The sequence below is a fragment of the Variovorax sp. 10N412 genome, from assembly GCF_056394985.1.
In genome coordinates this window covers 20,186-44,114 of the sequence record NZ_JBFTIO010000023.1, presented here as the reverse complement: position 1 = coordinate 44,114, position 23,929 = coordinate 20,186, and the positions used below count along the sequence as shown (strand labels likewise).

Sequence of the window (23,929 nt, the reverse complement as noted above, 5' to 3'; positions counted from 1 at the left end):
GAAGTGGGGGACTGCTCCCCCGGAGAGACCCTGAGAGCCTGGCATCGGCAGCTTGCCGGGGACACCCCGGCATGCATAATCGACTCAGTTCAAAAATTGGGGTTTGATTATGCTCGACCGGGACGGCTTCAGGCCCAACGTCGGCATCATCCTGCTCAACCAGAGAAACCAGGTTTTCTGGGGCAAGCGCATACGTACGCATTCCTGGCAGTTTCCGCAAGGCGGCATAGACCGCGGCGAAAGTCCCGAGCAAGCCATGTTCCGGGAACTGCACGAGGAGGTGGGTCTCCATCCGGAGCATGTGCGCATCGTTGCCCGTACCCGTGACTGGTTGCGCTACGAGGTGCCGGATCGGTTCATCCGCCGTGACGCACGGGGCCACTACAAAGGCCAGAAGCAAATCTGGTATTTGCTGCAACTTGTCGGTCACGACTGGGATCTGAACCTGCGTGCCACCGACCATCCCGAATTCGACGCTTGGCGCTGGCACGACTATTGGGTGCCGCTCGACGTGGTCGTCGAGTTCAAGCGCGGCGTCTACGAGATGGCGCTCACCGAGCTTGCTCGCTACCTGCCACGGCAGGATTTCCGAAATCGCTTCCTGCGCAGCAACGTGCGCGCTCGAGAGTTCGAGCGCCATTCGCTGGACGCCGGGGCGCCCCCCGGACTGGACCTGCCGCCCGGCGGCAGTTTCGATCCGCATCCCGACATTCCTTCCGCGAGCGATGAACCTCCTTCCCACCACAAAGCGCCCTTCCTTCCGACGCAACGCTGAACGGGTGCTTCTGCTTGCCTGCTTCGGCATCCTGGCTGGATGCGCATCGGGTCAATACGACACGGACAACCCCGATTGGGCCCAGTCGGGCATGCCGCTGCCGCCCAAGCGCTACGGCACCGAGAAAGAGTGGCAAGAAACCGCCGTGCCGCCGCCGCCGGCTTTCAGCGAAAACCGCCTGCTGCACATCCAGATGCCGCCGTACATGAGCCTGACCTTCGGTGTAGACCCCAGCACGATCGTCATCACGGACGACGGCATCGTGCGCTACGTGGTGGTGGCGCACAACCGCAGCGGAAGTGCAGTCAATGCCTTCTACGAGGGTGTGCGCTGTTCGACAGCCGAAATGAAGAGCTATGCGCGCTTCAACAACGGCATCTGGCAAGAGACAGCGGCGCCGGAGTGGAAGCAGATCAACGCCATGAACTCCAGCTACACCCGTGCGCTGTCTACCCAGGCACTGTGCCGCGGCAATGCGCCGCGCTCCTCGGTGGGAGAAATGGTCCAGAACATCCGCAACCCGATTCGGGAAGTGCAGTAAACCGCGCTGCGCCGCGTCAATGAAAACGGGGCGTCGCGCCCCGTTGTCGTTTTCAGCTCGGCATCAGCACCATGTTGTCGCGGTGGACCATTTCAGGTTCGGCGACATAGCCCAGCAAACGCTCGAATTCGGCCGAGGGCTTGCGGCAGAGCAGGCGCGCTTCCACGCTCGAATAGTTGGCCAGGCCCCGAGCCAGCTCGACGCCGTCGACATCGCGCACCGCGATCACGTCGCCGCGCGAGAACTCTCCCGACACGCTGGTCATGCCGATCGGCAACAGGCTCTTGCCTTCGGCGCGCACCTTGGCTGCGGCCCCCGCATCGACGACGACGGCGCCGCGCAGTTGCAGATGGTCGGCCATCCAGCGCTTGCGGGCCTGGTGCTTGGCAGTTTGCGCCACCAGCAGCGTGCCGATGGACTCGCCGCGCGACAGGCGCAGCAGCGCGTCGGGCTCGCGGCCCCAGGCGATGACAGTGGAAGCGCCCGAACCGGCAGCGCGCTTGGCCGCGAGGATCTTGGTGATCATGCCGCCGCGGCCGATGCTGGAACCCGCACCACCGGCCATCGCCTCGAGCGCTGGATCGCCGGCGGCGGCCTCGTGCACGAACTTCGCGTCAGGGTCCTTGCGCGGATCGGCGGTGTACAAACCCTTCTGGTCCGTCAGGATCACCAGCGCGTCAGCCTCGACCAGGTTGGCCACGAGCGCACCGAGCGTGTCGTTGTCGCCGAACTTGATCTCGTCGTTCACGACCGTGTCGTTCTCATTGATGACGGGCACGACCCCCAGCTTGAGCAAGGTGACCAGCGTCGAGCGGGCATTGAGGTAGCGCTCGCGATCGGCCAGGTCGGCGTGGGTCAGCAGCACCTGCGCGCTGCCGATTTCGTTCTCGCGCAGCTTGGTCTCGTACATCTGGGCCAGGCCCATCTGCCCGACGGCTGCTGCCGCCTGCAGCTCGTTGATTTCGTGCGGCCGCGTGCGCCAGCCAAGCCGCTTCATGCCCTCGGCAATCGCGCCGCTCGACACCATGACGACCTCGCGCCCGTCGCGCACCAGCGCCGCCAGTTGCCGGCACCATTCACCGATGGCCGCCTCGTCGAGACCACGGCCCTCGTTGGTCACGAGGCTGGAGCCCACCTTGACGACGATTCGGCGGGCATCCCGCAAGGCAGTGGATCCGGAGTTCGTGGTCATTTCTGGCAGTGCGATCTTGAATGCTGCGAGTTGTGCTGCGGTCTGTCACTGGGCAGCATCAGAGGGGCGATGCTGTGTTGTCGCTCAGGCGCTCTCGGGCGGCAACGGCGTGAAGCGCGGATCGACGACGACCGGCACCTGTTCGGCCAAATGCTGCGCCTTGACCTGCTGATAGACAGCCTGCACCAGGTGCTCGCAGCCTTCGCGCGTGAGTGCCGAGATTTCGAACACGGGCCCCTTGAAGCGCAGACGCTTCACGACGTCCTTGACCCGCGCCTGGCGCTCTTCGAGCGGCACCATGTCGAGCTTGTTGAGCACGAGCCAGCGCGGCTTTTCGTAGAGTGCGGCGTCGTACTTCTTGAGTTCGCCGACGATGGCCTTGGCCTGGGCGACCGGGTCGACAGCGTCGTCGAACGGCGCCATGTCGATCACGTGCAGCAGAAGGCGCGTGCGCTGCAGGTGGCGCAGGAAGAGATGGCCGAGGCCGGCGCCTTCGGCAGCACCTTCGATCAGGCCGGGAAGGTCGGCCACGACGAAGCTCTGTTCCGGACCGACGCGCACCACGCCAAGGTTGGGGTGCAGCGTGGTGAAGGGGTAGTCCGCAATGCGCGGGCGTGCATTGGAGATGGCGCTGATCAGCGTCGACTTGCCGGCATTCGGCATGCCGAGCAGACCGACGTCGGCCAACACCTTCAGTTCGAGCTTGACACTGCGCTTCTCGCCAGGCCACCCAGGCGTCTTCTGACGCGGTGCGCGGTTGATGGCACTCTTGAAACGCATGTTGCCAAAGCCACCATCGCCGCCCTTGGCGATGGTGATGACTTCGCCTTCCTCCAGCAGCTCGAACAGGACCTCGCCCGTTTCCGCGTCGGAGATGATCGTGCCGACCGGCATCTTGAGCGTGATGTCGTCACCGGCGGCGCCGAACATGTCGGAGCCCATGCCGTGCTCTCCGCGCTTGGCCTCGTGGCGGCGCGAATAGCGGAAGTCGACGAGCGTGTTCAGGTTCGAATCGGCCACTGCGAAGACGTGGCCGCCGCGGCCGCCGTCACCGCCATTGGGGCCGCCGAATTCCTTGTACTTCTCATGACGGAACGACACGCAGCCGTTGCCGCCATCGCCGGCAGCGATGTCGATGAAGGCTTCGTCGACGAACTTCATGGGATGTCCAGTTTACAAATGAAGAAGCCCCGGCAATGCGGGGCCTCGGGTGATCGAAATGACTGCGAGGCTTACGCCGCGGGAGTCACGTTGACCGTGTGCTTGTTCAATGCACCCTTGAAACCGAACGACACATGGCCGTCGACCAGGGCGAACAGCGTGTGGTCCTTGCCCAGACCGACGTTCACGCCGGGGTGGAACTTGGTGCCGCGCTGGCGCACGATGATCGAGCCTGCGCTGATCAGTTCGCCGCCGAACGTCTTCACGCCGAGCATCTTGGGCTTGGAATCGCGCCCGTTTCGCGTTGAGCCGCCGCCTTTTTTCTGTGCCATGGAATGTGCTCCTTAGCCGGCGATCGCGCCGATTTGCAGTTCGGTGAACTGCTGGCGATGGCCTTGACGTTTCTGATAGTGCTTGCGACGGCGCATCTTGAAGATGCCAACCTTGTCGTGCTTACCGTGCGACAGTACCGTGACTGTCACCGTTGCGCCGGACACCAGGGGCGTGCCAACCTTGATTTCAGCGCCGTTTCCGACAGCCAGAACCTGATCGATCACGATTTCCTGGCCTACGTCCGCAGCAATCTGTTCTACTTTAATTTTTTCGCCGGAAGCAACGCGATATTGCTTGCCGCCGGTTTTTATGACCGCGTACATGTAAACCTCTTAGAAATTGAGTCCCCACGGCGAATTCCGCAGAGCCCAAGATTATAGCGCGGTTTGCACTCGCCGCCCAGCCACAGGCCCGGCAGCATGGGGAAGCCACGGTGGCTCCCTATAATTTGGCATTTCCGGCCCTCCCTTCATAGAAGGGGGCCGCCATCATTTCCAGCAGCGCCCCGCGCCCACGCTTTGCCAGTTCCCGCCGCCGACACCTCCCCCACCGCCACTGTGCTGGACCTGATTGCAGGCGACATGGTCGAAGTCGACCGTGTGATTGCCCACCGCCTCGACACGGGCGTGCCGCTGGTCAGCCAAGTCTCGAAATACATCATCTCCGCGGGCGGCAAGCGCCTGCGGCCTGCGCTTTTGCTGCTGATGTCGGGGGCGCTGGGCTACACCGGCGAGCAACGCTTCAACCTGGCGGCCGTGGTGGAGTTCATTCACACGGCCACCCTGTTGCATGACGACGTGGTCGACGAGTCGACCCTTCGGCGCGGCCGGGCGACAGCCAATGAGTCCTTCGGCAACCCAGCGAGCGTGCTGGTCGGCGACTTCCTCTATTCGCGCGCTTTCCAGATGATGCTGGACGCCGACAACATGCGCGTGATGCAAATCCTGGCCGAGGCCACCAACATCATTGCCGAGGGCGAGGTGCTCCAGCTGATGAACATGCACGACGCGTCGCTGGACGAAGAGGCCTATCTGCGCGTGATCCGCTCGAAGACCGCCAAGCTTTTCGAAGCCAGCACCCGGCTCGCCGCCGTGCTCGCAGGCGCCTCTGCAGACACGGAGCAGGCATGCGCCACCTACGGCCAGGCGCTGGGTACCGCTTTCCAGGTGATCGACGACGTGCTCGACTACGCGGGCGATGCCCAGGAAACCGGGAAGAACGTGGGCGATGACCTGCGCGAAGGCAAGACCACGCTCCCACTCATCTTCGCGATGCAGCGCGGCACCCCTGCGCAGAGTGCACTGGTTCGTGCAGCCATCGAGGCTGGCGACACCGCCCAACTGGGAAAAATCGTCGAAATCGTTCGCGAAACCGGGGCGCTGGATGCCTCGCGCGCAGCCGCCGCCGCCGAGGCACAACGCGCGATTCACGCATTGAAAGACTTTCCGTCCAATTTGTACGCTTCAGGTTTGCTACAATTGGCGGCTCAGTTGCTTGAGCGACGTACCTGAACACCTCACTGAGTTGGCATCTAGGGCGATTACTTTTTTCTTGCAACCATCGGGGTGTAGCTTAGCCTGGTAGAGCGCTACGTTCGGGACGTAGAGGCCGGAGGTTCGAATCCTCTCACCCCGACCAGCCTTTGGCTGGCATAAATAAATGGCCGCGCCTGTTGCTGTATGGCGATTTACAGCGCAGGAGTGTTCAGCGATGATCGTGAAGCATTTTTTCACATCTTTTGCATTCGCTGAATGGCCGCTGCCGAACTTCCCGTCAAAGAACCTGCGCAGATTGCGCTCCCAGGGCTCGCACGTGCTCTGGTTTCGGCCGGCAAGCTTCCCGCCAAGTCCGCTGAGGACATTTATCAGAAGTCGCTGAGCGGGCGCACCAGCTTCATCGCCGAGCTCACCGGCTCTGGCGCCGTCTCGGCGGCCGATCTGGCCCACACGCTCTCGAGCGCCTTCGGCGCTCCGCTTCTCGACCTCGATGCGATCGATCCGCAGCGCCTGCCCAAGGACCTGCTCGACGTCAAGCTGTGCCACGCGTACCGCATCGTCGTCCTGAGCAAGCGCAACAATCGTCTGATTGTTGCAACAGCCGACCCGTCGGACCAGCAAGCGGCGGAAAAGATCAAGTTCGCATCCCAGATGGGCGTCGACTGGGTCATTGCGGAATACGACAAGCTTTCTCGAATGATCGAAGCCGCTGCAGTGAGCGCGGCGGAGACCATCAACAACATTGTCGGCAGCGAGTTCGAGTTCGACGAAGTCACTTCCGAAACTTCGAGCGAAGCCTCCGATCAGGCGATTGCCGAAGTCGAAGACGCGCCGGTCGTACGCTTTCTTCACAAGATGCTGCTCGACGCGATCGGCATGCGGGCGTCGGACATCCACTTCGAGCCGTACGAGCACCAGTACCGCGTGCGGTTCCGGATCGACGGCGAGCTGCGCGAAATCGCCAGCCCGCCCACCGTCATCAAGGACAAGCTGGCGTCGCGCATCAAGGTCATCTCGCGGCTCGACATCTCCGAGAAGCGCGTGCCGCAAGACGGCCGCATGAAGCTCAAGATCGGCCCTGACCGCGTCATCGACTTTCGCGTGAGCACCCTGCCCACGCTGTTCGGCGAAAAGATCGTCATCCGTATTCTTGACCCCAGCAGCGCTCGCCTGGGCATCGATGCGCTGGGCTATGACGCAGACGAAAAGGCGCGCCTCCTTCACGCCATCGGCCGCCCCTACGGAATGGTGCTGGTGACCGGCCCCACGGGCTCAGGCAAGACGGTGTCGCTGTACACCTGCCTGAACCTGCTGAATCAGCCGGGCGTGAACATCGCGACCGCGGAAGACCCCTCGGAAATCAACCTGCCCGGCGTCAACCAGGTCAACGTGAACGAAAAGGCGGGGCTCACCTTCGCGGCCGCGCTGCGCGCCTTCCTGCGCCAGGATCCGGACATCATCATGGTCGGCGAAATCCGCGACCTGGAAACTGCGGACATCTCGATCAAGGCCGCGCAAACAGGCCACCTGGTGCTATCCACGCTGCACACCAACGACGCGCCGACCACGCTCACGCGGATGCGCAACATGGGCATCGCGCCATTCAATATTGCGTCCAGCGTGATCCTGATCACTGCGCAGCGCCTGGCCAGGCGGCTGTGCACCGTGTGCCGCGTGCCCACCGAAGTGCCGCGCGAAGCGCTGCTCGAAGCCGGATTCCAGCAAGAACAGCTGGACGGAACGTGGAAGCCCTATCGCCCCGTCGGCTGCTCCGCATGCAGCGGCGGCTACAAGGGGCGCGTGGGCATCTATCAGGTGATGCCGATCACGGAGGCGATCCAGGAAATCATCCTGCGCGACGGCAGCGCGCTCGACATCGCCCAGCAGTCCGAGGCCGAAGGCGTGCGCTCGCTGCGCCAGTCGGGGTTGCGCAAAGTCATGCAAGGTCTCACTTCGCTCGAAGAAGTGGTCGCCTGCACCAACCTGTAACGAACACACCGAGAAACCGGAGATCGAATGGCAACAGTGGCATCCCCCCGCTCCAAGCCCACGCACAAGGAGTTTGTCTTCGAGTGGGAGGGCAAGGACCGCAATGGCAAGATGGTGCGCGGCGAACTTCGGGCCGCCGGCGAGAACCAGGTGCAGGCGGCGTTGCGCCGCCAAGGCGTGCTTGCGTCGAAGATCAAGAAGCGCCGGATGCGCTCGGGCAAGGCCATCAAGCCCAAGGACATCGCGATCTTCACGCGCCAGCTGGCAACGATGATGAAGGCCGGCGTGCCGTTGATGCAGTCCTTCGACATCGTTGGACGCGGCAACGCGAACGCCAGCGTGGCCAAGCTGCTCAACGACATTCGCACCGACGTGGAAACCGGCACTTCGCTGTCGGCGGCCTTCCGGAAGTTTCCGAAGTACTTCGACAACCTTTACTGCAACCTGGTGGAAGCCGGCGAAGCCGCCGGTATTCTGGAAGACCTGCTGGACCGCCTTGCCACGTACATGGAAAAGACCGAGGCGATCAAGTCCAAGATCAAGTCGGCGCTGATGTACCCGACCTCCGTGGTCGTCGTGGCCTTCGTGGTGGTGGCCATCATCATGATCTTTGTGATTCCGGCGTTCAAGCAGGTGTTCACTTCTTTCGGCGCCGACCTGCCTGCGCCCACGCTGTTCGTGATGGCCATCAGCGAATTCTTCGTCTCGTACTGGTGGCTGATCTTCGGCGGCATCGGCGGAGGCCTCTACTTCTTCATCCAGGCGTGGAAACGCAATGAGCGTTTCCAGAAGGTCATGGACCGCGTCCTGTTGCGCATTCCCATCTTCGGCACATTGATCGAAAAATCGTGCGTGGCCCGCTGGACGCGAACGTTGGCAACCATGTTCGCCGCCGGCGTCCCCTTGGTCGAAGCCCTCGACTCGGTGGGCGGGGCCTCGGGCAACAGCGTCTACGGCGACGCCACGGCGAAGATCCAGCAGGAGGTTTCCACCGGCACCAGCCTCACCGCGGCCATGACCAATGCCAACCTCTTTCCCTCGATGGTCATCCAGATGACCGCCATCGGCGAAGAGTCCGGATCCATCGACCACATGCTGGGCAAGGCGGCCGACTTCTACGAGTCCGAGGTGGACGACATGGTCGCGGGCCTGTCGAGCCTGATGGAGCCCATCATCATCGTGTTCCTGGGCACAATCATCGGCGGCATCGTGGTCTCGATGTACCTGCCCATCTTCAAGCTCGGCCAGGTCGTCTGATGCTCGTGTCGAGGGAATTCGACACCGCGTTCGCCGGTGTGCTGGGGCTATTGATCGGCAGTTTCCTCAACGTCGTCATCTACCGCACGCCGGTGATGATGTACCGCGACTGGCTCGCCGACGCCGTCGCGAACCTCATGTCGTCGAAGGATGCCCCCTCGCTGTGGTCGCTGGCCTTCGGCTCGAAGGTCGCGCCCCCCGCCGGGCTGGAGGTCGCGGCCGACAGGGCCGCGGCGGTCATCGAAGCGCAGTCCCCTTTCGACCTGGCGCGTCCCGCCTCGCGCTGCGGCGCCTGCGGCCACAGGATCCGCTGGTACCAGAACATCCCCGTGCTGAGCTACCTGGTGCTGCGTGGCCGCTGCGGCGCCTGCAGGACCGCCATCAGCCCGCGCTACCCGCTGGTCGAGCTCGTCACGGGCGCCCTGTTCGCCCTGTGCGCCTGGCGCTTCGGTGTCACGCCCGCGGGCGCGCTCTGGGCCGCATTCGGCGCCTTGCTGGTCTGCCAGTTCCTGATCGATTTCGACACCCAGTTCCTGCCCGATTCGCTCAACTACCCCCTGCTGTGGCTTGGCCTGATCGGCGCGGCGGCGGGCTGGACCGGGGTGCCTTTGAGTTCAGCCGTCTGGGGCGCCGTGTTCGGCTACCTGAGCCTGTGGCTTGTGTACCATGCCTTTCGCCTGGTCACGGGCAAGGAGGGCATGGGCTATGGAGACTTCAAGCTGCTGGCTGCGCTGGGCGCCTGGCTCGGCGCCGACTACCTCATTGCGATCATCCTCGTCTCTTCGCTGGTGGGCGCCGTGATCGGTGTGACGCTGCGCGTGGCAGGCAAGCTGGCGCACAAGGACATCCCGATCGCCTTCGGCCCCTTCCTGGCCGGCGCGGGCCTCATCTGTCTGGTGGCGGGCCCGGAGGTCGTGAGGCAATGGATTCCGTTCGCCTTCCCCCTGGGCGCGTGGGTCCGTTGACGCCGGCCATGGTGCGGCGCATCGGCCTGACCGGCGGCATCGGCAGCGGCAAGAGCACGGTGGCCGGCCTGCTGGTGCGACAGGGCGCCGTGCTGGTGGACACCGACGCCATTGCGCGTGCCATCGCGCAGCCCGGGGGCGTCGCGATGCCTGCGCTGGAGGCCGACTTCGGCCCCGGCGTCATCGCCCCGGACGGCGGCCTCGACAGGGCCGCAATGCGCCGGATCGTGTTCGCCGATGCCAGCGCCAAGCGTCGCCTGGAAGCCATCCTGCACCCCCTCATCGGCACCGAAACCGAGCGCCAGGCCGCGGCGGCCGGTCACGATGCGGTGGTGGTCTTCGACGTTCCCCTGCTGGTCGAATCGGGCCGCTGGCGCACCCTCGTCGACCGGGTGCTGGTGGTCGACGCCACCGAGGAAACGCAAATGAAACGCGTGGTCGCACGCTCAGGCTGGGCACCGGAAGCCGTCGAGGCAGTCATAGCCCAGCAGGCCCCGCGCAAGGCGCGCAGGGCGGCCGCGGACGCGGTCATTTACAACGAGTCCCTGACCCTGGAGCAACTCGGGGCGCAGGTGTGGGGTCTCTGGGAACGTTGGGTTGCGGCGGGCACGCGATAATTTGGCATTGACGCCGCAGCGGCGACACGACGGTCACGTCAAACGGCGCACGCCTTAGCGCCCCTCACGATGCTTTTCAATTCGTATCCCTTCATCTTCGTTTTCTTTCCGCTGGTCCTGATCGGTTTCTTCCTGATCGGCGCGCGCAGTCCCCGAGCGGCGGCGGGTTTCCTGGCACTGGCCTCGCTCTTCTTCTACGGCTGGTGGAGCGTCAAGGCGCTGCCCCTGCTGCTGGGGTCGATCTGCATCAACTACTGGTTCGGACTGCGACTCACCCCCTCCCCGAGCCGGGAAGACAAGCACCGCAAGGCCCTGCTGATCATTGCGCTGGTGGTCAACCTCGGGGTGCTGGCGGTCTTCAAGTACGCCAACTTCTTCCTGGAAAACATCGATGCCGGCCTGGCCGCCGCCGGCTTCGCGCAGATCGATCTGGTGCACATCGTGCTGCCGATCGGCATTTCGTTCTACACGTTCACCCAGATCGCCTTCCTGGTCGACTGCTGGCAGGGCAAGGTGCAAGAGCGCAGCTTCGTCCACTATGCGCTGTTCGTGACCTATTTCCCGCACCTGATCGCGGGCCCGGTGCTGCATCACGCGCAGATGATGCCGCAGTTCAACAACCCGGCCACCTACAAATTCAACGCCAACCACATGGCGCTGGGGCTGGGCATCTTCGTCTTCGGCCTGGCCAAGAAGATGCTCATCGCCGACCCGCTGGGGCAGTACGCCGACATGATGTTCAAGGGCGTGCACGAAGGCGTTCTGCCCTCGCTGTACACCGCGTGGTTCGGCGTGCTGGCCTATACGCTGCAGATCTATTTCGACTTCTCGGGCTACTCGGACATGGCAGTCGGCCTGTCGCTGTGCGTGGGCGTGCAGCTGCCGCTCAACTTCCGCTCGCCCTACAAGTCGACCAACATGATCGAGTTCTGGCGCCGCTGGCACATCTCGCTGTCGACCTTCCTGCGCGACTATCTCTACGTGCCGCTGGGCGGCAACCGCAAGGGGCCGGCGCGCCGCTACATCAATCTTTTCCTGACGATGCTGCTGGGCGGCCTGTGGCACGGTGCTGCCTGGACCTTCGTGATCTGGGGTGCGCTGCACGGCGCGTTCCTGATGGTCAACCACTTCTGGAACGCCAAGGTGCGCCGCGGCAAGACCGGCAGCTCGGTGGCGGGCCGCGTGGTCGGCTGGTTCATCACCTTCCTGTGCGTCATGATCGCCTGGGTGGTGTTCCGCGCCGACAGCATGACGGCCGCCATCGAGATCTACAAGGGCATGCTGGGCCTGCATGGCGCGCCGGTTTCGGCTTTCAGCGAATTCCGCGTGCCGTTCCGCAAGCCCGAGTTCTTCCAGACCCTCCTGGTGGGCCTGGTGATCTGCCTGGCGCTTCCGCCCACCATCACGCTCGACCGCTGGATTCCCAACGTCGCGGGCCTGGCCGGACGGCCTCACCTGCAGCGCGTGGCCACCTGGGTCACCGGGCTGGGATGCGTCTATCTTTTTGGCCTGTGCGTGTCGAAGTTCGGCAACTACAGCCCGTTCCTCTATTTCCAGTTCTGACATGGAAGACACGACATCGGCCAAGACCTGGCTTCGCATCTTCGCCGCAGGTTTCCTGGTGTGCTGCGCGTTGCTGGTCGTCAGCTTGTTCACTCCCATTCCCTATGGCGACCTGACCCGGATCGGGCGCATCTCCGAACGCGAGTTCGGCTGGCACGCGCCGCCCCCGCCCATTCCGGACGCGGACGTCAAGACCTGGCCCATCAACGAATCCGACGTCCTGGTGATCGGCGACAGCTTCTCGGTGCGCTACGCCTGGCAGGCGTCCCTCGTGGGCGCGGGCTACAAGCTCACGACCACCCACTGGGACAACCTGGGCGGCGTGGTGTGCGGCGACTTCTCGGGATGGCTCGAGAAATCCGGCTTCAAGGGCAAGGTGGTGATCATCGAGAGCATCGAGCGCCTGCTCGAAGACCGCATCGAGAAATCCGAAGGCTGCAAGACGATGACGCACGCCTTCAAGCCCACGCCGCCGCCCTTCGAGAACCCGGCCAAGCCCGCACCCGGCTTCCAGCTGAATTGGGACGCCGAACTGCTCAGCGGCTGGTACACGTACCGCAACACCAAGGCCATCCTGCGCTCCGACAGCTGGACCAACACGCCCGAGCGCTGGGGCCCGCTGATCGATGCGCGCGTGGTACCCGACGGCTGCAAGCAGTTCAGCCACCACGCCTGCGACAAGCTGCTGATGACCGCCGAAGACCGGGTCAACGCCCCGCTGTCGGTCAAGTCCGCGCGCTTCATGAAGAACTTCGAGGACACGGCCGCGCCGTACAAGGTCCTGTGGATGGTGGTCCCCAACAAGAGCACGGTGTATTTGCAACAAAACCATGCCGACGAATTCAGGGCCGCGTTCAACCCGCAGAATATCGGGCCGGACCTTTTCGAGCTGGCGCAACAGCACCGCTTCAAGGTCATGGACCTTTTCCCCGCCAACGAGACCCATGTCTCGACCCGGGGTTACATTCTTTTCGGTCAGCGTATGCTGGAGGCTGTGCGCCAGGTGCTGCCCGCACCGCCTGCCAGACCGCAATGAGCTCGAACCTGACGTGAAAAAACGATACGCGTGATCCTCTACGAGTACCCCTTCAACGAGCGCATCCGCACCTACCTGCGGCTGGAGCACCTGTTTCGCCGGCTCGGCGAGCTGGTGCCCTCTGAATCGCCGCTGTCCCATCACTTCGCCCTGATCACGATCTTCGAGATCATGGACGTCGCCGCGCGGGCCGACCTCAAGGCCGATGTGCTGCGCGACCTGGACAAGCACAAGAACGTCTTCAACAGCTACCGCGGCAATCCGGCCATCGCCGAGGCCGTGCTCGACCAGGTCGTCGGCCAGCTCGAGCGCAACTTCACGACGCTCAACGGCGTGTCCGGCAAGGCCGGCCAGGCGCTCACGGAGAACGAGTGGCTCATGAGCATTCGCAGCCGTGCCGGTATTCCGGGCGGCACCTGCGAGTTCGACCTGCCGGCCTACTACGCCTGGCAGCATCGCCCCGCCAAGGACCGCCGCGCCGACCTCGAACGCTGGTCGAACACCCTGTCCCCGCTGGCCTCGTCGATCTACCTGCTGCTCAAGCTCCTGCGCGATGCCGATGTGCCCTACAAGGTCATCGCCACCCACGGCCAGTTCCAGCAGAACCTGCCGCAGGGCCGCAGCTTCCAGCTGCTGCGTTTGCGCATCGACCCGCGGCTGGGGTTGGTTCCCGAAATCAGCGGCAACCGTCTCATGGTGTCGGTGCGCCTCATGCGCCACGACAAGGACGACCGCCTGCACCAAAGCTCGGACGACGCGCCCTTCGAGCTGACCCTCTGCGCATGAACGCCGCGGCGGGAAGCATGAAGGCAAGCCAATGAGCAAGCTGAACGCGAACGGCGAGCGCATCGTGCGCTGCCCCACGTGCGGTGGCGACAGCATCTACGCGCCGAGCAATGCCTACCGGCCGTTCTGCAGCGCGCGCTGCAAGGGCGTCGACCTCGGCGCCTGGGCCAGCGAGGAGTTCCGCATGCCGGCCGAGGCGCCACCCGACGACGACCCCTTCGGCGATCCGAAGATCCAGTAGCAGCCGCCAGGCGCGGGCTACTTGCCGTCCGTTCCCTCGTCCAGCAGCGCGGGGTCGATGTACGTCGCGAAGCTGCGCGCATACCGCGGCCGCAGATGCCCGATGTCCTTGTAGGCCGGCGAGCCGTCGTCCGGCATGCTGCGGATGCACTGGCCGTCCGCGCACAAGGTGTCGAACGGCGCGATGACCTGCGCCCCATTGGCTTCGGCCACCTGTTTCAGCCGCGCATTGAACTGCGCCTGGTCCTGCGGCATCGGCGCTTTCAGCTGCCCGCTGGCGGCCGTCATGCCGCCGAGCCGGCTGCCCTGGATCTGCCTGAGCGGATCGAAATCCATGCCGACCGGATTGCCGAGCACCAGGTAGACCTTCTTGTGCGCCGACAGGCGCTTGAGCACTTCGCCCAGCGACTTCAGCGACAGGTCCACGCCGTCACCGCCGAGGAACGGGTGCACCGCCTTGTTGTCGTCCACGAAGTAGTTCACCGTGGGCCCGGCACCGGTGAAGTAGCAGCTCCAGCAGGCCCCGATCACCACCGAATCGATCTCCGGCTTGAGCGCCAGGTCGAGCACCGCCGCGCGCCGCTCGTCGCAGCTAGTGTCGCTGCCGCTGAACAGCCCCGGCACCGGCGGGCAGGAGCCCTTGGTCGCGAAGTAGACGGTGCGGGCCTTGCCGGGCTGCGTGCGCATCAGCTCGAGCGCGCGCGGCGCGTACTGCTCGACGTGACTGTCGCCGATCAGCAGCACGTTGTGCCTGCCGCTGCCGGCGCGATAGACGAATTGCCCGCCCAGCGCGGACTCCTCGAAGCCGCCGTAGTAGTTGTCTTCGCGCGTGGCATCGGCCACCGCCTGCAGTGCCGGGCTGTGGTTGCGCGGCAGCGGCGTGCCCAGGAACACCAGCACGCCGGCCAGCGCCAGCGCCGCGCCGCCGCCCGCCAGGCCGCGCAGCATGCCCTGCGACAGATGCAGCTTCACGAAGCGCTCCAGGAAGCGGTAGGTGGCCCAGGCCAGGACGACGGACGCCACCACCATCGCGATGCGCATCTGCAGCGAAGGCTCGCCGCCCGCGACGATGCGCGCGTACGACAGCAGCGGCCAGTGCCACAGGTACAGCGGGTAGCTGATCAGGCCGATCCACACCATCACCCGGTTCGACAGCAGGTAGCGGTTGAGCACGCCGTTCGGTCCCGCCGCGATGCAGCTCACCGCGCCCAGCACAGGCAGCAGCGCCCACCAGCCCGGAAACGCCTTGGTGCTGCGCGTCATGAAGAGCCCCAGCACGATCAGACCCACGCCGGCCACCGACTGCACATGCTTCGTCCAGGCACGCGAATCCGCGGTGCCCGCCGGCGCACCTGCGGCCTGCAGACGCATGGCCGCCAGCAGCCCGCCGGCCATCAGTTCCCATGCGCGCGACAGCGGCGAATAGAACGCGGCCGCGCGGTGCGGCTGCACCGTGAGCACGTTGACCAGGAAGGAGATCGCGGCCACGGCCAGCGTCACCCGAAGAATCGGCCAGCGCTTGCGCCAGGCCAGGCCCAGCAGCAGCGGCCAGAAGATGTAGAACTGCTCCTCGATGCCCAGCGACCACAGGTGCAGCAGCGGCTTGGTCTCCGCCGTGGCGTCGAAGTAGCCGGCTTCGCCCAGGAAAACCAGGTTGGCGAAGAAGGCGGCCCCGCCGGTGGTCTGCTTGCCCAGCTGGGAGAACTCGCCCGGCAGCAGCACGTACCAGCCGAAGGCCAGCGTGGCCAGCAGCACCAGCACCAGCGCGGGAAAGATCCGCCGGATGCGCCGCGCATAGAAGTCGCGGTAGCTGAAGTCGCCCGCGGCCAGGCTCTGCAGCAGGATGGTCGTGATCAGGAAGCCCGAGATCACGAAGAAGATGTCGACCCCGATGAAGCCGCCCGGCAGCAGGCTCGGAAACGCGTGATACGCCAGCACCGAGCCCACCGCGATGGCGCGCAGGCCGTCAATGTCCGGGCGGTACTTGGGATGCATGGCTCGCGAAGGCGCGATCAGCGCGCCGGCTGTGGCGCGGCGACAGGCGCTGCGCGCACCGTCCGGTCGAAGTAGCTGGCCTCTTCCCGCGTATAGCGCGGGCGCAGGTGGTCGGCGTCCTTGTACGCGGGCGCGCCGTCGGGCAGCGTGCGCAGGCACTGGTCGTCCTTGCACAGCACCGCCATCGCATCGATGGGTTCGGCGCCGGCGGCCAGCGCAATCGCGCGCAACCGGTCGTTGAGCTGCTTCTGGTCGGCCGGCAGCGGCGCGGTCGGCGTCGAGCGCGTGGCTTCCATGTGCGTGAGACGGCTGCCCTCGATCAGGCGCTTGGGCTCGAACTCGGGACCGCCCGGGTTGTCGAGCAGCAGGTAGACCTTCTTGTGCCGTGCCAGCTCGCGCAGCGTGAACTCCATCGAAGCCAGGGCGCGCTCGATGCCGTCGCCGCCCTGGAACGGATGGACCTTGTTGTCGGCGTCGCGGAAGTAGTAAGCCAAGGCACCCTGCCCCACGAAGTAGCAGTTCCAGCAGCCGCCGATCACCACCGAATCGACCTGCGGCCCCAGCGCGTAGGCCAGCATGGCGTCGCGCCGCTCGGCGCAGCCGATGTTCTTGTCCGCATGCACACCCGGTACGGCCGGACATGCGCCCTGGGTGGCGAACCAGGCCGACGTGTCCGCGGGCATGGCCAGCGTGCGCGCCAGTTCCATCACGCGGGGCGCGTACTGCTGGATGTGGCTGTCACCCAGGAGCAGCACCCGCTTCGGCCCGCCCCCGACCTTGTAGATCAGCTGCTCGCCGATCTGGTCGAGCTTGAAGCCGTGGTAATAGTCGGCGTCCAGCGTGGCATTGGCCACGACCTGCAGCCGGGCGCTGTTGTTGCGCGGCTCGGGCAGGCCGAAGAAGATCGCGGCGCCTGCCACGGCCACCAGCACCATGCCGCCGCCCAGCAGCTTGAGCGTGCCGGTGCCGGGACGGTTTCGCGCGAAGCGCTCCACGAAGCGGTAGGTGGCCCAGGCGAGCAGCACGCTCGCCACCATCGCGCCCGCGCGGTAGACCGGCGACGGATGCAGCGGGTCGGCCTCCACGATGCGCACGAACGCCAGCAGCGGCCAGTGCCACAGGTACAGCGGGTAGCTGATGAGCCCGATCCACACCATCACCCGGTTGGACAGCAGGTACTTGTTCAGCACGCCCGCGGGGCCGGCGGCAATGCAGCTCACCGCGCCCAGCGTGGGCAGCAACGCCCACCAGCCAGGGAACGCCTTGTTGCTGCGGATCATCACCAGCCCCAGCACGATCAGCCCCACGCCCAGCACCGACTGCGCATGGCTGCGCCATGCGTTCGGGGCCGGCGGTTTCAGCCGCATGCAGGCCAGGATGCCGCCCACCATCAGCTCCCAGAAGCGCGAAGCCGGCGAATAGAACGACGCCGCCGGCAGCGGATGCACCGTGGCCACGTTGATCACCAGCGACACCGCCGCCACGGCCAGCACCACGCGCACGATCGGCCAGCGCTTGCGCCACGCGAGCCCCAGCAGCAGCGGCCAGAAGATGTAGAACTGTTCCTCGATGCCCAGCGACCACAGGTGCAGCAGCGGCTTGGTCTCGGCGGCCGTGTCGAAGTAGCCCGACTCGCTCCAGAACACCAGGTTGGCAACGAAGGCCGAGCCGCCCACGGTCTGCTTGCCCAGCTCCGCGAACTCGTCGGACAGCAGCAGGTACCAGCCGGCGGCCAGCGTGGCCAGCAGCACCACGATCAGCGCCGGAAAGATCCGCCGGATGCGCCGTGCGTAGAAGTCGCGGTAGCTGAAATCGCCCGCCGCGAGGCTTTGGAGAATGATGGTCGTGATCAGGAAGCCCGAGATCACGAAGAAGATGTCCACCCCGATGAAACCGCCCATCAACGCCGTCGGAAAGGCGTGATACAGCACCACCGAGCCCACCGCGAGCGCGCGCAGGCCGTCGATGTCCGGACGGTACTTGGGATGCATCAATCAGTCGGTCGGCGCAACCACCGGCGGCGCCACGAACGGCAGGCCGCGCTCCTCGCACAGCCACTGCAGCACGGGGAATGCGCCGGGCAACACCGGGCTCACCGCCAGCGGCAACTGCTGCCAGGCCATCTGCTGGCCTTCGCGCATCTCGAAGTCGCCGCTCCACGCCGTCACCTTGCACCAGTGCAGGCGCACCAGCGCATGCGGGTAGTCGTGCTCGGTGACCTTCCAGACCTCGGCGCCCTCGATGGTGATGCCGAGCTCTTCCTGCAGCTCGCGCCGCAGTGCCTGCTCGACCGTTTCACCCGTCTCGATCTTCCCGCCGGGAAACTCCCAGAAGCCCGCGTAGGCCTTGCCTTCGGGACGGGTCGAGAGCAGCAGCGCGTCGTCGTCCAGGCGGATCAGCACGCCGACTGCGACTTCAGTGTGCTTGCGCGAGGCTGGGGCGGCCTGGCTCACGCGGCGCTCCGCCCGGCGGCACGGCCGGCGTAGTCGCGCGCGAACTGGTAGGCCACGCGGCCGCTGCGCGAACCGCGCTCCAGCGCCCACACCAGCGCCTCGGCCCGCGCCGCCTCGATGGCGGCCGGCGTGACGTCGAACGAAGACAGCCACTGGGCCACGATCGCCAGGTACTCTTTCTGGCTGAAGGGATAGAAGCTCACCCAGAGGCCGAAGCGCTCCGACAGCGAGATCTTTTCCTCGATCACCTCGCCGGGATGGACTTCGCCATCGTCGGTGTGGGTGTACGACAGGTTGTCCTTCATGTACTCGGGCAGCAGGTGGCGCCGGTTGCTGGTCGCGTAGATCAGCACATTGGGCGTCGAAGCGGCAATCGAGCCGTCCAGGATCGACTTCAGCGCCTTGTAGCCCGGCTCGCCCTCGTCGAAGCTCAGGTCGTCGCTGAACACGATGAACTTCTCGGGCCGCTGCGAGACCACCTCGACGATGTCGGGCAGGTCGACCAGCTCGGCCTTGTCCACCTCGATCAGGCGCAGGCCCTGCGGCGCATAGGTCTGCAGGCAGGCGCGAATGAGCGACGACTTGCCCGTGCCGCGCGCGCCCGTCAGCAGCACGTTGTTGGCCGGCTTGCCTTCGACGAACTGCTGCGTGTTGCGCGCGATCTTTTCCTTCTGGACGTCGATTTCCTTGAGTGAATCGAGCGACATCGCGGCCACGTGGCGCACCGGCTCCAGCACGCCATGGCCGGAGTTGCGGCGGCGGTAGCGCCAGGCGATGGAGGCGTTCCAGTCGGCCGGCGCCGACAGCGGCTGGGGCAGGACCGATTCGATGCGGGTAATGAGCTGCTCTGCGCGCTCGATCAGCCTCTGGAATTGCTCGTTCATCGACGCCCGCCCGACCGCCCGAAGCGCGTTGAACGCCCCCCCGGGGGGCAGCGACCACACGAAGTGCGCAGCGTGGGGGTCATCATGATCTGTAGTCGGCGTTGATGGTCACGTACTCGTGGCTCAGGTCGCAGGTCCACACGGTTTCGCTGGCGTTGCCGCGGCCCAGGCCGATGCGCACCGTGATCTCGCTCTGCTTCATCACGCGCTGGCCGTCTTCCTCGCGGTACGACGGGTGGCGCCCGCCCTTCACGGCCACGTGCACATCGTCCAGGAACAGGTCGATGCCGGTCTGGTCGAGGTCGGCGATGCCCGCATAGCCGACCGCCGCCAGGATGCGGCCCAGGTTCGGGTCGCTGGCAAAGAAGGCGGTCTTCACCAGCGGCGAATGCGCCACGGCGTACGCCACTTGCCTGCATTCGCCCGCGTCGCGCCCACCTTCGACCTGGATGGTGATGAACTTGGTCGCGCCTTCGCCGTCGCGCACGATGGCCTGCGCCAGTTGGCGGGCCACGTTCTGCATGGCGGCAACGAGCGCCTTGCCGTCGGCCGAGTCGAGCGAGGTGATGGGGGCGTGCGCCGCCTTCTGCGTGGCAATGACCACGAACGAGTCGTTGGTCGAGGTGTCGCCGTCGATGGTCACGCGGTTGAACGAGGCGTCGGCCAGCAGCGTGGCCAGCGGCTGGATCAGCGACGGGTCGATCTTCGCGTCGGTGGCCATGAAGCCCAGCATGGTCGCCATGTTCGGGCGGATCATGCCGGCGCCCTTGCTGATGCCGGTGATGGTGACCGTCGCGCCGCCGACCTGCACCTGCTGGCTGAACGCCTTGGGGATCGTGTCGGTGGTCATGATGCCTTCGGCGGCACGGGCCCAATGATTTTCCGATGCGTCGGCCAGCGCGGCCGGCAGGCCGGCTTCGATGCGATCGACCGGCAGCGGCTCCATGATCACGCCGGTCGAGAACGGCAGGATCTGCTCGGGCGCGATGTCCAGGTGGCGCGCCAGCGCGATGCAGGTGGAGCGCGTACGCATCAGCCCGTCTTCGCCCGTGCCGGCGTTGGCGTTGCCGGTGTTGATCACCATCGCGCGAATGCCGTAGCTGGCGGCCAGGTGGGCGCGGCAGACCTGCACCGGCGCGGCGCAGAAGCGGTTCTGGGTGAACACCCCGCCGACCGCCGAGCCTTCGTCGATCAGCACGACCGTCAGGTCCTTGCGGTTGGCCTTGCGCACGCCCGCTTCGGCCACGCCGATGCGGACGCCGGGCACCGCGAACAAGGCGGCGGGATCAGGGGCGGACAGGTTCACAGGCATGAAGGGTTCTCTTCGGAAGTTACGGGGTCAGGAGAGCTTGCCGTGGCACTGCTTGAATTTCTTGCCACTGCCGCAGGGGCACGGGTCGTTGCGACCGACGCGGCCGAAGGCCGCAGCTTCGGCGCTGATTGCGCCCGCACCGGCGGCCGAGAGGCGGCGCTGGCTTTCCTCGTCGACACGCACCTCGACCTCGCCGGTCTCGGTGGGCGCGGTGTAGGTGATGTTGGCGACGTTCTCGGCGCGGCTTTCGAGCGCTTCGGCGGCTTCCTCGAGCTGTTCGCCCGACTGCACGCGCACCGTCATCAGCTGGCGCGTGACTTCGTTCTTCACCGAGTCGAGCAACTGGCCGAAGAGCTCGAAGGCTTCGCGCTTGTATTCCTGCTTGGGCTGCTTCTGCGCATAGCCGCGCAGGTGGATGCCCTGGCGCAGGTAGTCGAGCGAGGCCAGGTGTTCGCGCCAGTGGGTGTCGATGCTCTGCAGCAGCACCATGCGTTCGAACTGGGTGAAGTTTTCCTGGCCGATCAGCGCCAGCTTGGCGTCGAAGGTCTCGTTGGCGTGCGCCAGCACCTTCTCGACGATGTCTTCGTCGGCGATGGCGTCCGCGGCTTCCACTTCCTTCTTGAGCGGCATGTCCAGGCCCCACTCGTTGGCGAGGCTCTTCTCCAGGCCGGCCAGGTCCCACTGCTCTTCCACGGATTCGCGCGGCACGTACTGGCGCACGAGGTCGGTGAAGCAGCCTTCGCGCAGCGCCGCGATCTGCGCCGTGAGATCGCGCGCGTCGAGGATGTCGTTGCGCTGCTGGTAGATCACCTTTCGCTGGTCGTTCGACACGTCGTCGTACTCGAGCAGCTGCTTGCGGATGTCGAAGTTGCGCGCCTCGACCTTGCGCTGCGCGCTCTCGATGCTGCGCGTGACGATGCCCGCTTCGATGGCTTCGCCGTCGGGCATCTTCAGGCGGTCCATGATCGCCTTCACGCGGTCGCCCGCGAAGATGCGCATCAGCGGATCGTCCAGGCTCAGGTAGAAGCGCGACGAGCCCGGGTCGCCCTGGCGGCCCGAACGCCCGCGCAGCTGGTTGTCGATGCGGCGCGACTCGTGGCGTTCGGTCGCGATGATGCGCAGGCCGCCCAGCGACTTCACGAACTCGTGGTCCTTGACCCACTCGGCGCGGATGTGCGCAATGTCGGCTTCCTTGGCGGCCTCGTCGCGGCCTTCGTCGTTCTCGACCGCCTCGATCATCTTCTCGATGTTGCCGCCCAGCACGATGTCGGTGCCGCGCCCGGCCATGTTGGTCGCGATGGTGATCATCTTCGTGCGGCCGGCCTGCGCCACGATGTCGGCTTCGCGGGCGTGCTGCTTGGCGTTCAGCACCTGGTGCGGCAGGCCCGCCTTGGTGAGCAGCGCGTCGATGATTTCGGAGTTCTCGATGGACGAAGTGCCCACCAGCACCGGCTGGCCGCGCTCGTAGCACTCGCGAATGTCCTGGATGGCGGCCTCGTACTTCTCGCGCGTCGTCTTGTAGACGCGGTCGAGCTGGTCGTCGCGCTTGCTGACGCGGTTCGGCGGAATGATCATGGTCTCCAGACCATAGATTTCCTGGAACTCGTAGGCCTCGGTGTCTGCCGTGCCGGTCATGCCGGCGAGCTTGCCGTACAGGCGGAAGTAGTTCTGGAAGGTGATCGAGGCCATCGTCTGGTTCTCGGCCTGGATCTCCACGCCTTCCTTGGCTTCCACGGCCTGGTGCAGGCCGTCGCTCCAGCGGCGGCCTGTCATCAGTCGGCCGGTGAACTCGTCGACGATGGTGACTTCGCCGTCCTGCACCACGTAGTGCTGGTCGCGGTGGTACAGGTGGCGCGCACGCAATGCCGCATTCAGGTGATGCATCAGCGTGATGTTGGCCGGGTCGTAGAGCGAGGCGCCCTCGGGCAGCAGCTTGAACTCGCCCAGGATGCGTTCGGCGTTCTCGTGGCCGTCTTCGGTCAGGAACACCTGGTGCGTCTTCTCGTCGACCGTGAAGTCGCCGGGCACCGTGACGCCTTCGCCGGTGCGCGGGTCGGCTTCGCCTTCCTGCTTGGTCAGCAGCGGCACCACCTTGTTGATGGCCAGGTACAGGTCGGTGTGGTCTTCGGCCTGGCCGCTGATGATCAGCGGGGTGCGGGCTTCGTCGATCAGGATCGAGTCCACCTCGTCGACGATGGCGTAGTTCAGCACGCGCTGGACCCGGTCGCCGGGCTCGTAGACCATGTTGTCGCGCAGGTAGTCGAAGCCGTACTCGTTGTTGGTGCCGTACGTGATGTCGCTGGCGTAGGCGGCCTGCTTTTCCTCGCGCGGCATCTGCGGCAGGTTGATGCCCACCGAAAGACCCAGGAAGTTGTACAGGCGGCCCATCCAGGTCGCGTCGCGGTTGGCCAGGTAGTCGTTCACCGTGACCACGTGCACGCCCTGGCCGGACAGCGCATTCAGGTACACCGGCAGCGTGGCGGTCAGCGTCTTGCCTTCGCCGGTGCGCATTTCGGAGATCTTGCCGTTGTGCAGCGCCATGCCGCCGAGCAACTGCACGTCGAAGTGCCGCATCTTCATGATGCGCTTGGAGCCCTCGCGCACGACGGCGAAGGCTTCGGGCAGCAGGGCGTCGAGGCTTTCGCCCTTGGCGACGCGGTCCTTGAACTCCTGCGTCTTGGCACGCAGCCCGTCGTCTGTGAGCTTCTCGAACTCGGGTTCGAGCGCATTGATGCGTTCCACCGTCTTGCGATACTGCTTGAGGAGCCGATCGTTGCGACTGCCGAAAATCTGGGTCAGGAAGTTGGTTGCCATGGGTGGAGATGGACGGGCACCTGAGACGACAGGCACTTCGACCGGATTCCCTAAGATATGGTGAAAGCAGTTGGGCGCGCTTTCCGTGAAAGCAAGCGGCCCTTTTTCCGGCGCGAACGTCGGCAAACCGGGCATTTTAGCTGTCTTGTTTCTAACCCCTGGATTACCCATGTATCGCCGCACGCCCCCTCCCATCTCGCTGCAGCAGGCAGCGGAAGGTTCGCCCACCCTGGGCAGCCTGATGGCGCGCGCCCGCGACACCGCCGAGCGGCTGAAAGCCGTGGAAGGGCTGATCCCGCCGGCCATGCGCGCGGCCATCCAGCCCGGTCCGGCAGAAGGCGACGTCTGGTGCCTGCTGGTCAAGGGCAGCGCCGCGGCCGCCAAGCTGCGCCAGCTGTCGCCGATGCTGGTGACCCGGCTGAAGAACCGGGGCTGGGACGTGGCGACGATCCGGATCAAGGTGCACACCGGGCGCTGAACACCAGGCGCCGATGCGATTGTGGCGTCTTATTTTTGATTT

Annotated in this window: 22 protein-coding genes and 1 tRNA gene; 13 read left to right on the top strand and 10 right to left on the bottom strand. The window is 65.5% G+C overall.

From position 1 onward, the window contains the following. The first annotated feature begins 109 nt into the window (after positions 1–109). Positions 110–775 carry an RNA pyrophosphohydrolase gene (locus tag AC1DJH_RS30985; protein WP_435437289.1) on the top strand — a complete coding sequence of 222 codons (666 nt, stop codon included), beginning with the start codon at positions 110–112 and terminating at the stop codon, positions 773–775. Then, positions 726–1,316, top strand: a complete 591-nt coding sequence (locus AC1DJH_RS30980; protein WP_478188331.1) for a CNP1-like family protein — start codon at positions 726–728, stop codon at positions 1,314–1,316. The genes AC1DJH_RS30985 and AC1DJH_RS30980 overlap by 50 nt, the downstream gene beginning before the upstream one ends. Positions 1,317–1,368: 52 nt before the next feature. Here AC1DJH_RS30980 and proB read toward each other — a convergent pair whose 3' ends face one another. The 4 genes from proB to rplU all read right to left on the bottom strand — a co-directional run bounded on the left by proB (position 1,369) and on the right by rplU (position 4,325). Continuing rightward, positions 1,369–2,508: a glutamate 5-kinase gene (proB, locus tag AC1DJH_RS30975; protein ID WP_435485233.1), complete on the bottom strand. Its 1,140-nt coding sequence runs from the start codon at positions 2,506–2,508 to the stop codon at positions 1,369–1,371. Positions 2,509–2,592: 84 nt separating this feature from the next. Beyond that, positions 2,593–3,669, bottom strand: coding sequence for an Obg family GTPase CgtA (gene cgtA / locus AC1DJH_RS30970; RefSeq protein WP_478188330.1), 1,077 nt, complete (start codon positions 3,667–3,669; stop codon positions 2,593–2,595). 71 nt (positions 3,670–3,740) lie between these two features. Further along, complete coding sequence (gene rpmA, locus AC1DJH_RS30965) at positions 3,741–4,001, bottom strand: 50S ribosomal protein L27 (RefSeq protein ID WP_435437239.1); 261 nt, start codon at positions 3,999–4,001, stop codon at positions 3,741–3,743. Positions 4,002–4,013: 12 nt separating this feature from the next. After that, positions 4,014–4,325, bottom strand: a complete 312-nt coding sequence (gene rplU, locus AC1DJH_RS30960) for a 50S ribosomal protein L21 (RefSeq protein ID WP_042578903.1) — start codon at positions 4,323–4,325, stop codon at positions 4,014–4,016. 195 nt (positions 4,326–4,520) lie between these two features. Here rplU and AC1DJH_RS30955 point away from each other — a divergent pair, with 195 nt between their 5' ends. From AC1DJH_RS30955 to AC1DJH_RS30910, 10 genes are all read left to right on the top strand, one after another. Beyond that, the gene (locus tag AC1DJH_RS30955) at positions 4,521–5,513 is read left to right on the top strand and encodes a polyprenyl synthetase family protein (RefSeq protein ID WP_435485231.1); all 993 of its coding nucleotides are present in this window, start codon (positions 4,521–4,523) and stop codon (positions 5,511–5,513) included. Between the two features lie 50 nt (positions 5,514–5,563). After that, a tRNA-Pro gene (locus AC1DJH_RS30950) sits at positions 5,564–5,640 on the top strand. 113 nt (positions 5,641–5,753) lie between these two features. Further along, positions 5,754–7,487 carry a type IV-A pilus assembly ATPase PilB gene (gene pilB / locus AC1DJH_RS30945; protein ID WP_472125349.1) on the top strand — a complete coding sequence of 578 codons (1,734 nt, stop codon included), beginning with the start codon at positions 5,754–5,756 and terminating at the stop codon, positions 7,485–7,487. 27 nt (positions 7,488–7,514) lie between these two features. After that, positions 7,515–8,744, top strand: a complete 1,230-nt coding sequence (locus AC1DJH_RS30940; protein WP_472125346.1) for a type II secretion system F family protein — start codon at positions 7,515–7,517, stop codon at positions 8,742–8,744. Continuing rightward, positions 8,744–9,709 (top strand): prepilin peptidase, encoded by a 966-nt coding sequence (locus AC1DJH_RS30935; RefSeq protein ID WP_478188329.1) that lies wholly within the window; start codon positions 8,744–8,746, stop codon positions 9,707–9,709. Before AC1DJH_RS30940 ends, AC1DJH_RS30935 begins: the two co-directional genes overlap by 1 nt. A gap of 8 nt (positions 9,710–9,717) precedes the next feature. Then, positions 9,718–10,326 (top strand): dephospho-CoA kinase, encoded by a 609-nt coding sequence (gene coaE, locus AC1DJH_RS30930; protein WP_478188350.1) that lies wholly within the window; start codon positions 9,718–9,720, stop codon positions 10,324–10,326. 69 nt (positions 10,327–10,395) lie between these two features. Continuing rightward, complete coding sequence (locus AC1DJH_RS30925; RefSeq protein ID WP_478188328.1) at positions 10,396–11,889, top strand: MBOAT family O-acyltransferase; 1,494 nt, start codon at positions 10,396–10,398, stop codon at positions 11,887–11,889. Between the two features lies 1 nt (position 11,890). Continuing rightward, entirely contained in the window at positions 11,891–12,925 is a 1,035-nt protein-coding gene (locus AC1DJH_RS30920; protein WP_478188327.1) for a hypothetical protein, read from the top strand. 30 nt (positions 12,926–12,955) lie between these two features. Then, complete coding sequence (gene zapD, locus AC1DJH_RS30915; protein WP_435485227.1) at positions 12,956–13,711, top strand: cell division protein ZapD; 756 nt, start codon at positions 12,956–12,958, stop codon at positions 13,709–13,711. A gap of 31 nt (positions 13,712–13,742) precedes the next feature. Then, on the top strand, positions 13,743–13,952 hold the full coding sequence (locus tag AC1DJH_RS30910; protein ID WP_472125334.1) for a DNA gyrase inhibitor YacG: 210 nt from the start codon (positions 13,743–13,745) through the stop codon (positions 13,950–13,952). Positions 13,953–13,969: 17 nt separating this feature from the next. Here the strand turns inward: AC1DJH_RS30910 and AC1DJH_RS30905 are convergent, their stop codons facing one another. From AC1DJH_RS30905 to secA, 6 genes are all read right to left on the bottom strand, one after another. Beyond that, a complete protein-coding gene (locus AC1DJH_RS30905) occupies positions 13,970–15,946 on the bottom strand; it encodes an acyltransferase family protein (protein WP_478188326.1) in 1,977 nt (658 codons plus the stop codon). Between the two features lie 17 nt (positions 15,947–15,963). Further along, the gene (locus AC1DJH_RS30900; protein ID WP_478188325.1) at positions 15,964–17,937 is read right to left on the bottom strand and encodes an acyltransferase family protein; all 1,974 of its coding nucleotides are present in this window, start codon (positions 17,935–17,937) and stop codon (positions 15,964–15,966) included. Positions 17,938–17,940: 3 nt separating this feature from the next. Continuing rightward, entirely contained in the window at positions 17,941–18,399 is a 459-nt protein-coding gene (locus tag AC1DJH_RS30895) for an NUDIX domain-containing protein (protein WP_478188324.1), read from the bottom strand. Beyond that, positions 18,396–19,283: an ATP-binding protein gene (locus AC1DJH_RS30890; RefSeq protein WP_472125323.1), complete on the bottom strand. Its 888-nt coding sequence runs from the start codon at positions 19,281–19,283 to the stop codon at positions 18,396–18,398. Before AC1DJH_RS30890 ends, AC1DJH_RS30895 begins: the two co-directional genes overlap by 4 nt. A gap of 82 nt (positions 19,284–19,365) precedes the next feature. Then, on the bottom strand, positions 19,366–20,595 hold the full coding sequence (gene argJ / locus AC1DJH_RS30885; RefSeq protein WP_478188323.1) for a bifunctional glutamate N-acetyltransferase/amino-acid acetyltransferase ArgJ: 1,230 nt from the start codon (positions 20,593–20,595) through the stop codon (positions 19,366–19,368). A 27-nt stretch (positions 20,596–20,622) separates the two neighbouring features. Continuing rightward, complete coding sequence (gene secA, locus AC1DJH_RS30880) at positions 20,623–23,409, bottom strand: preprotein translocase subunit SecA (protein WP_478188322.1); 2,787 nt, start codon at positions 23,407–23,409, stop codon at positions 20,623–20,625. Positions 23,410–23,578: 169 nt separating this feature from the next. Between secA and AC1DJH_RS30875 the strand changes: the two genes are divergently transcribed. Next, positions 23,579–23,887 (top strand): hypothetical protein, encoded by a 309-nt coding sequence (locus AC1DJH_RS30875; protein ID WP_435485219.1) that lies wholly within the window; start codon positions 23,579–23,581, stop codon positions 23,885–23,887. Positions 23,888–23,929 lie beyond the last annotated feature (42 nt).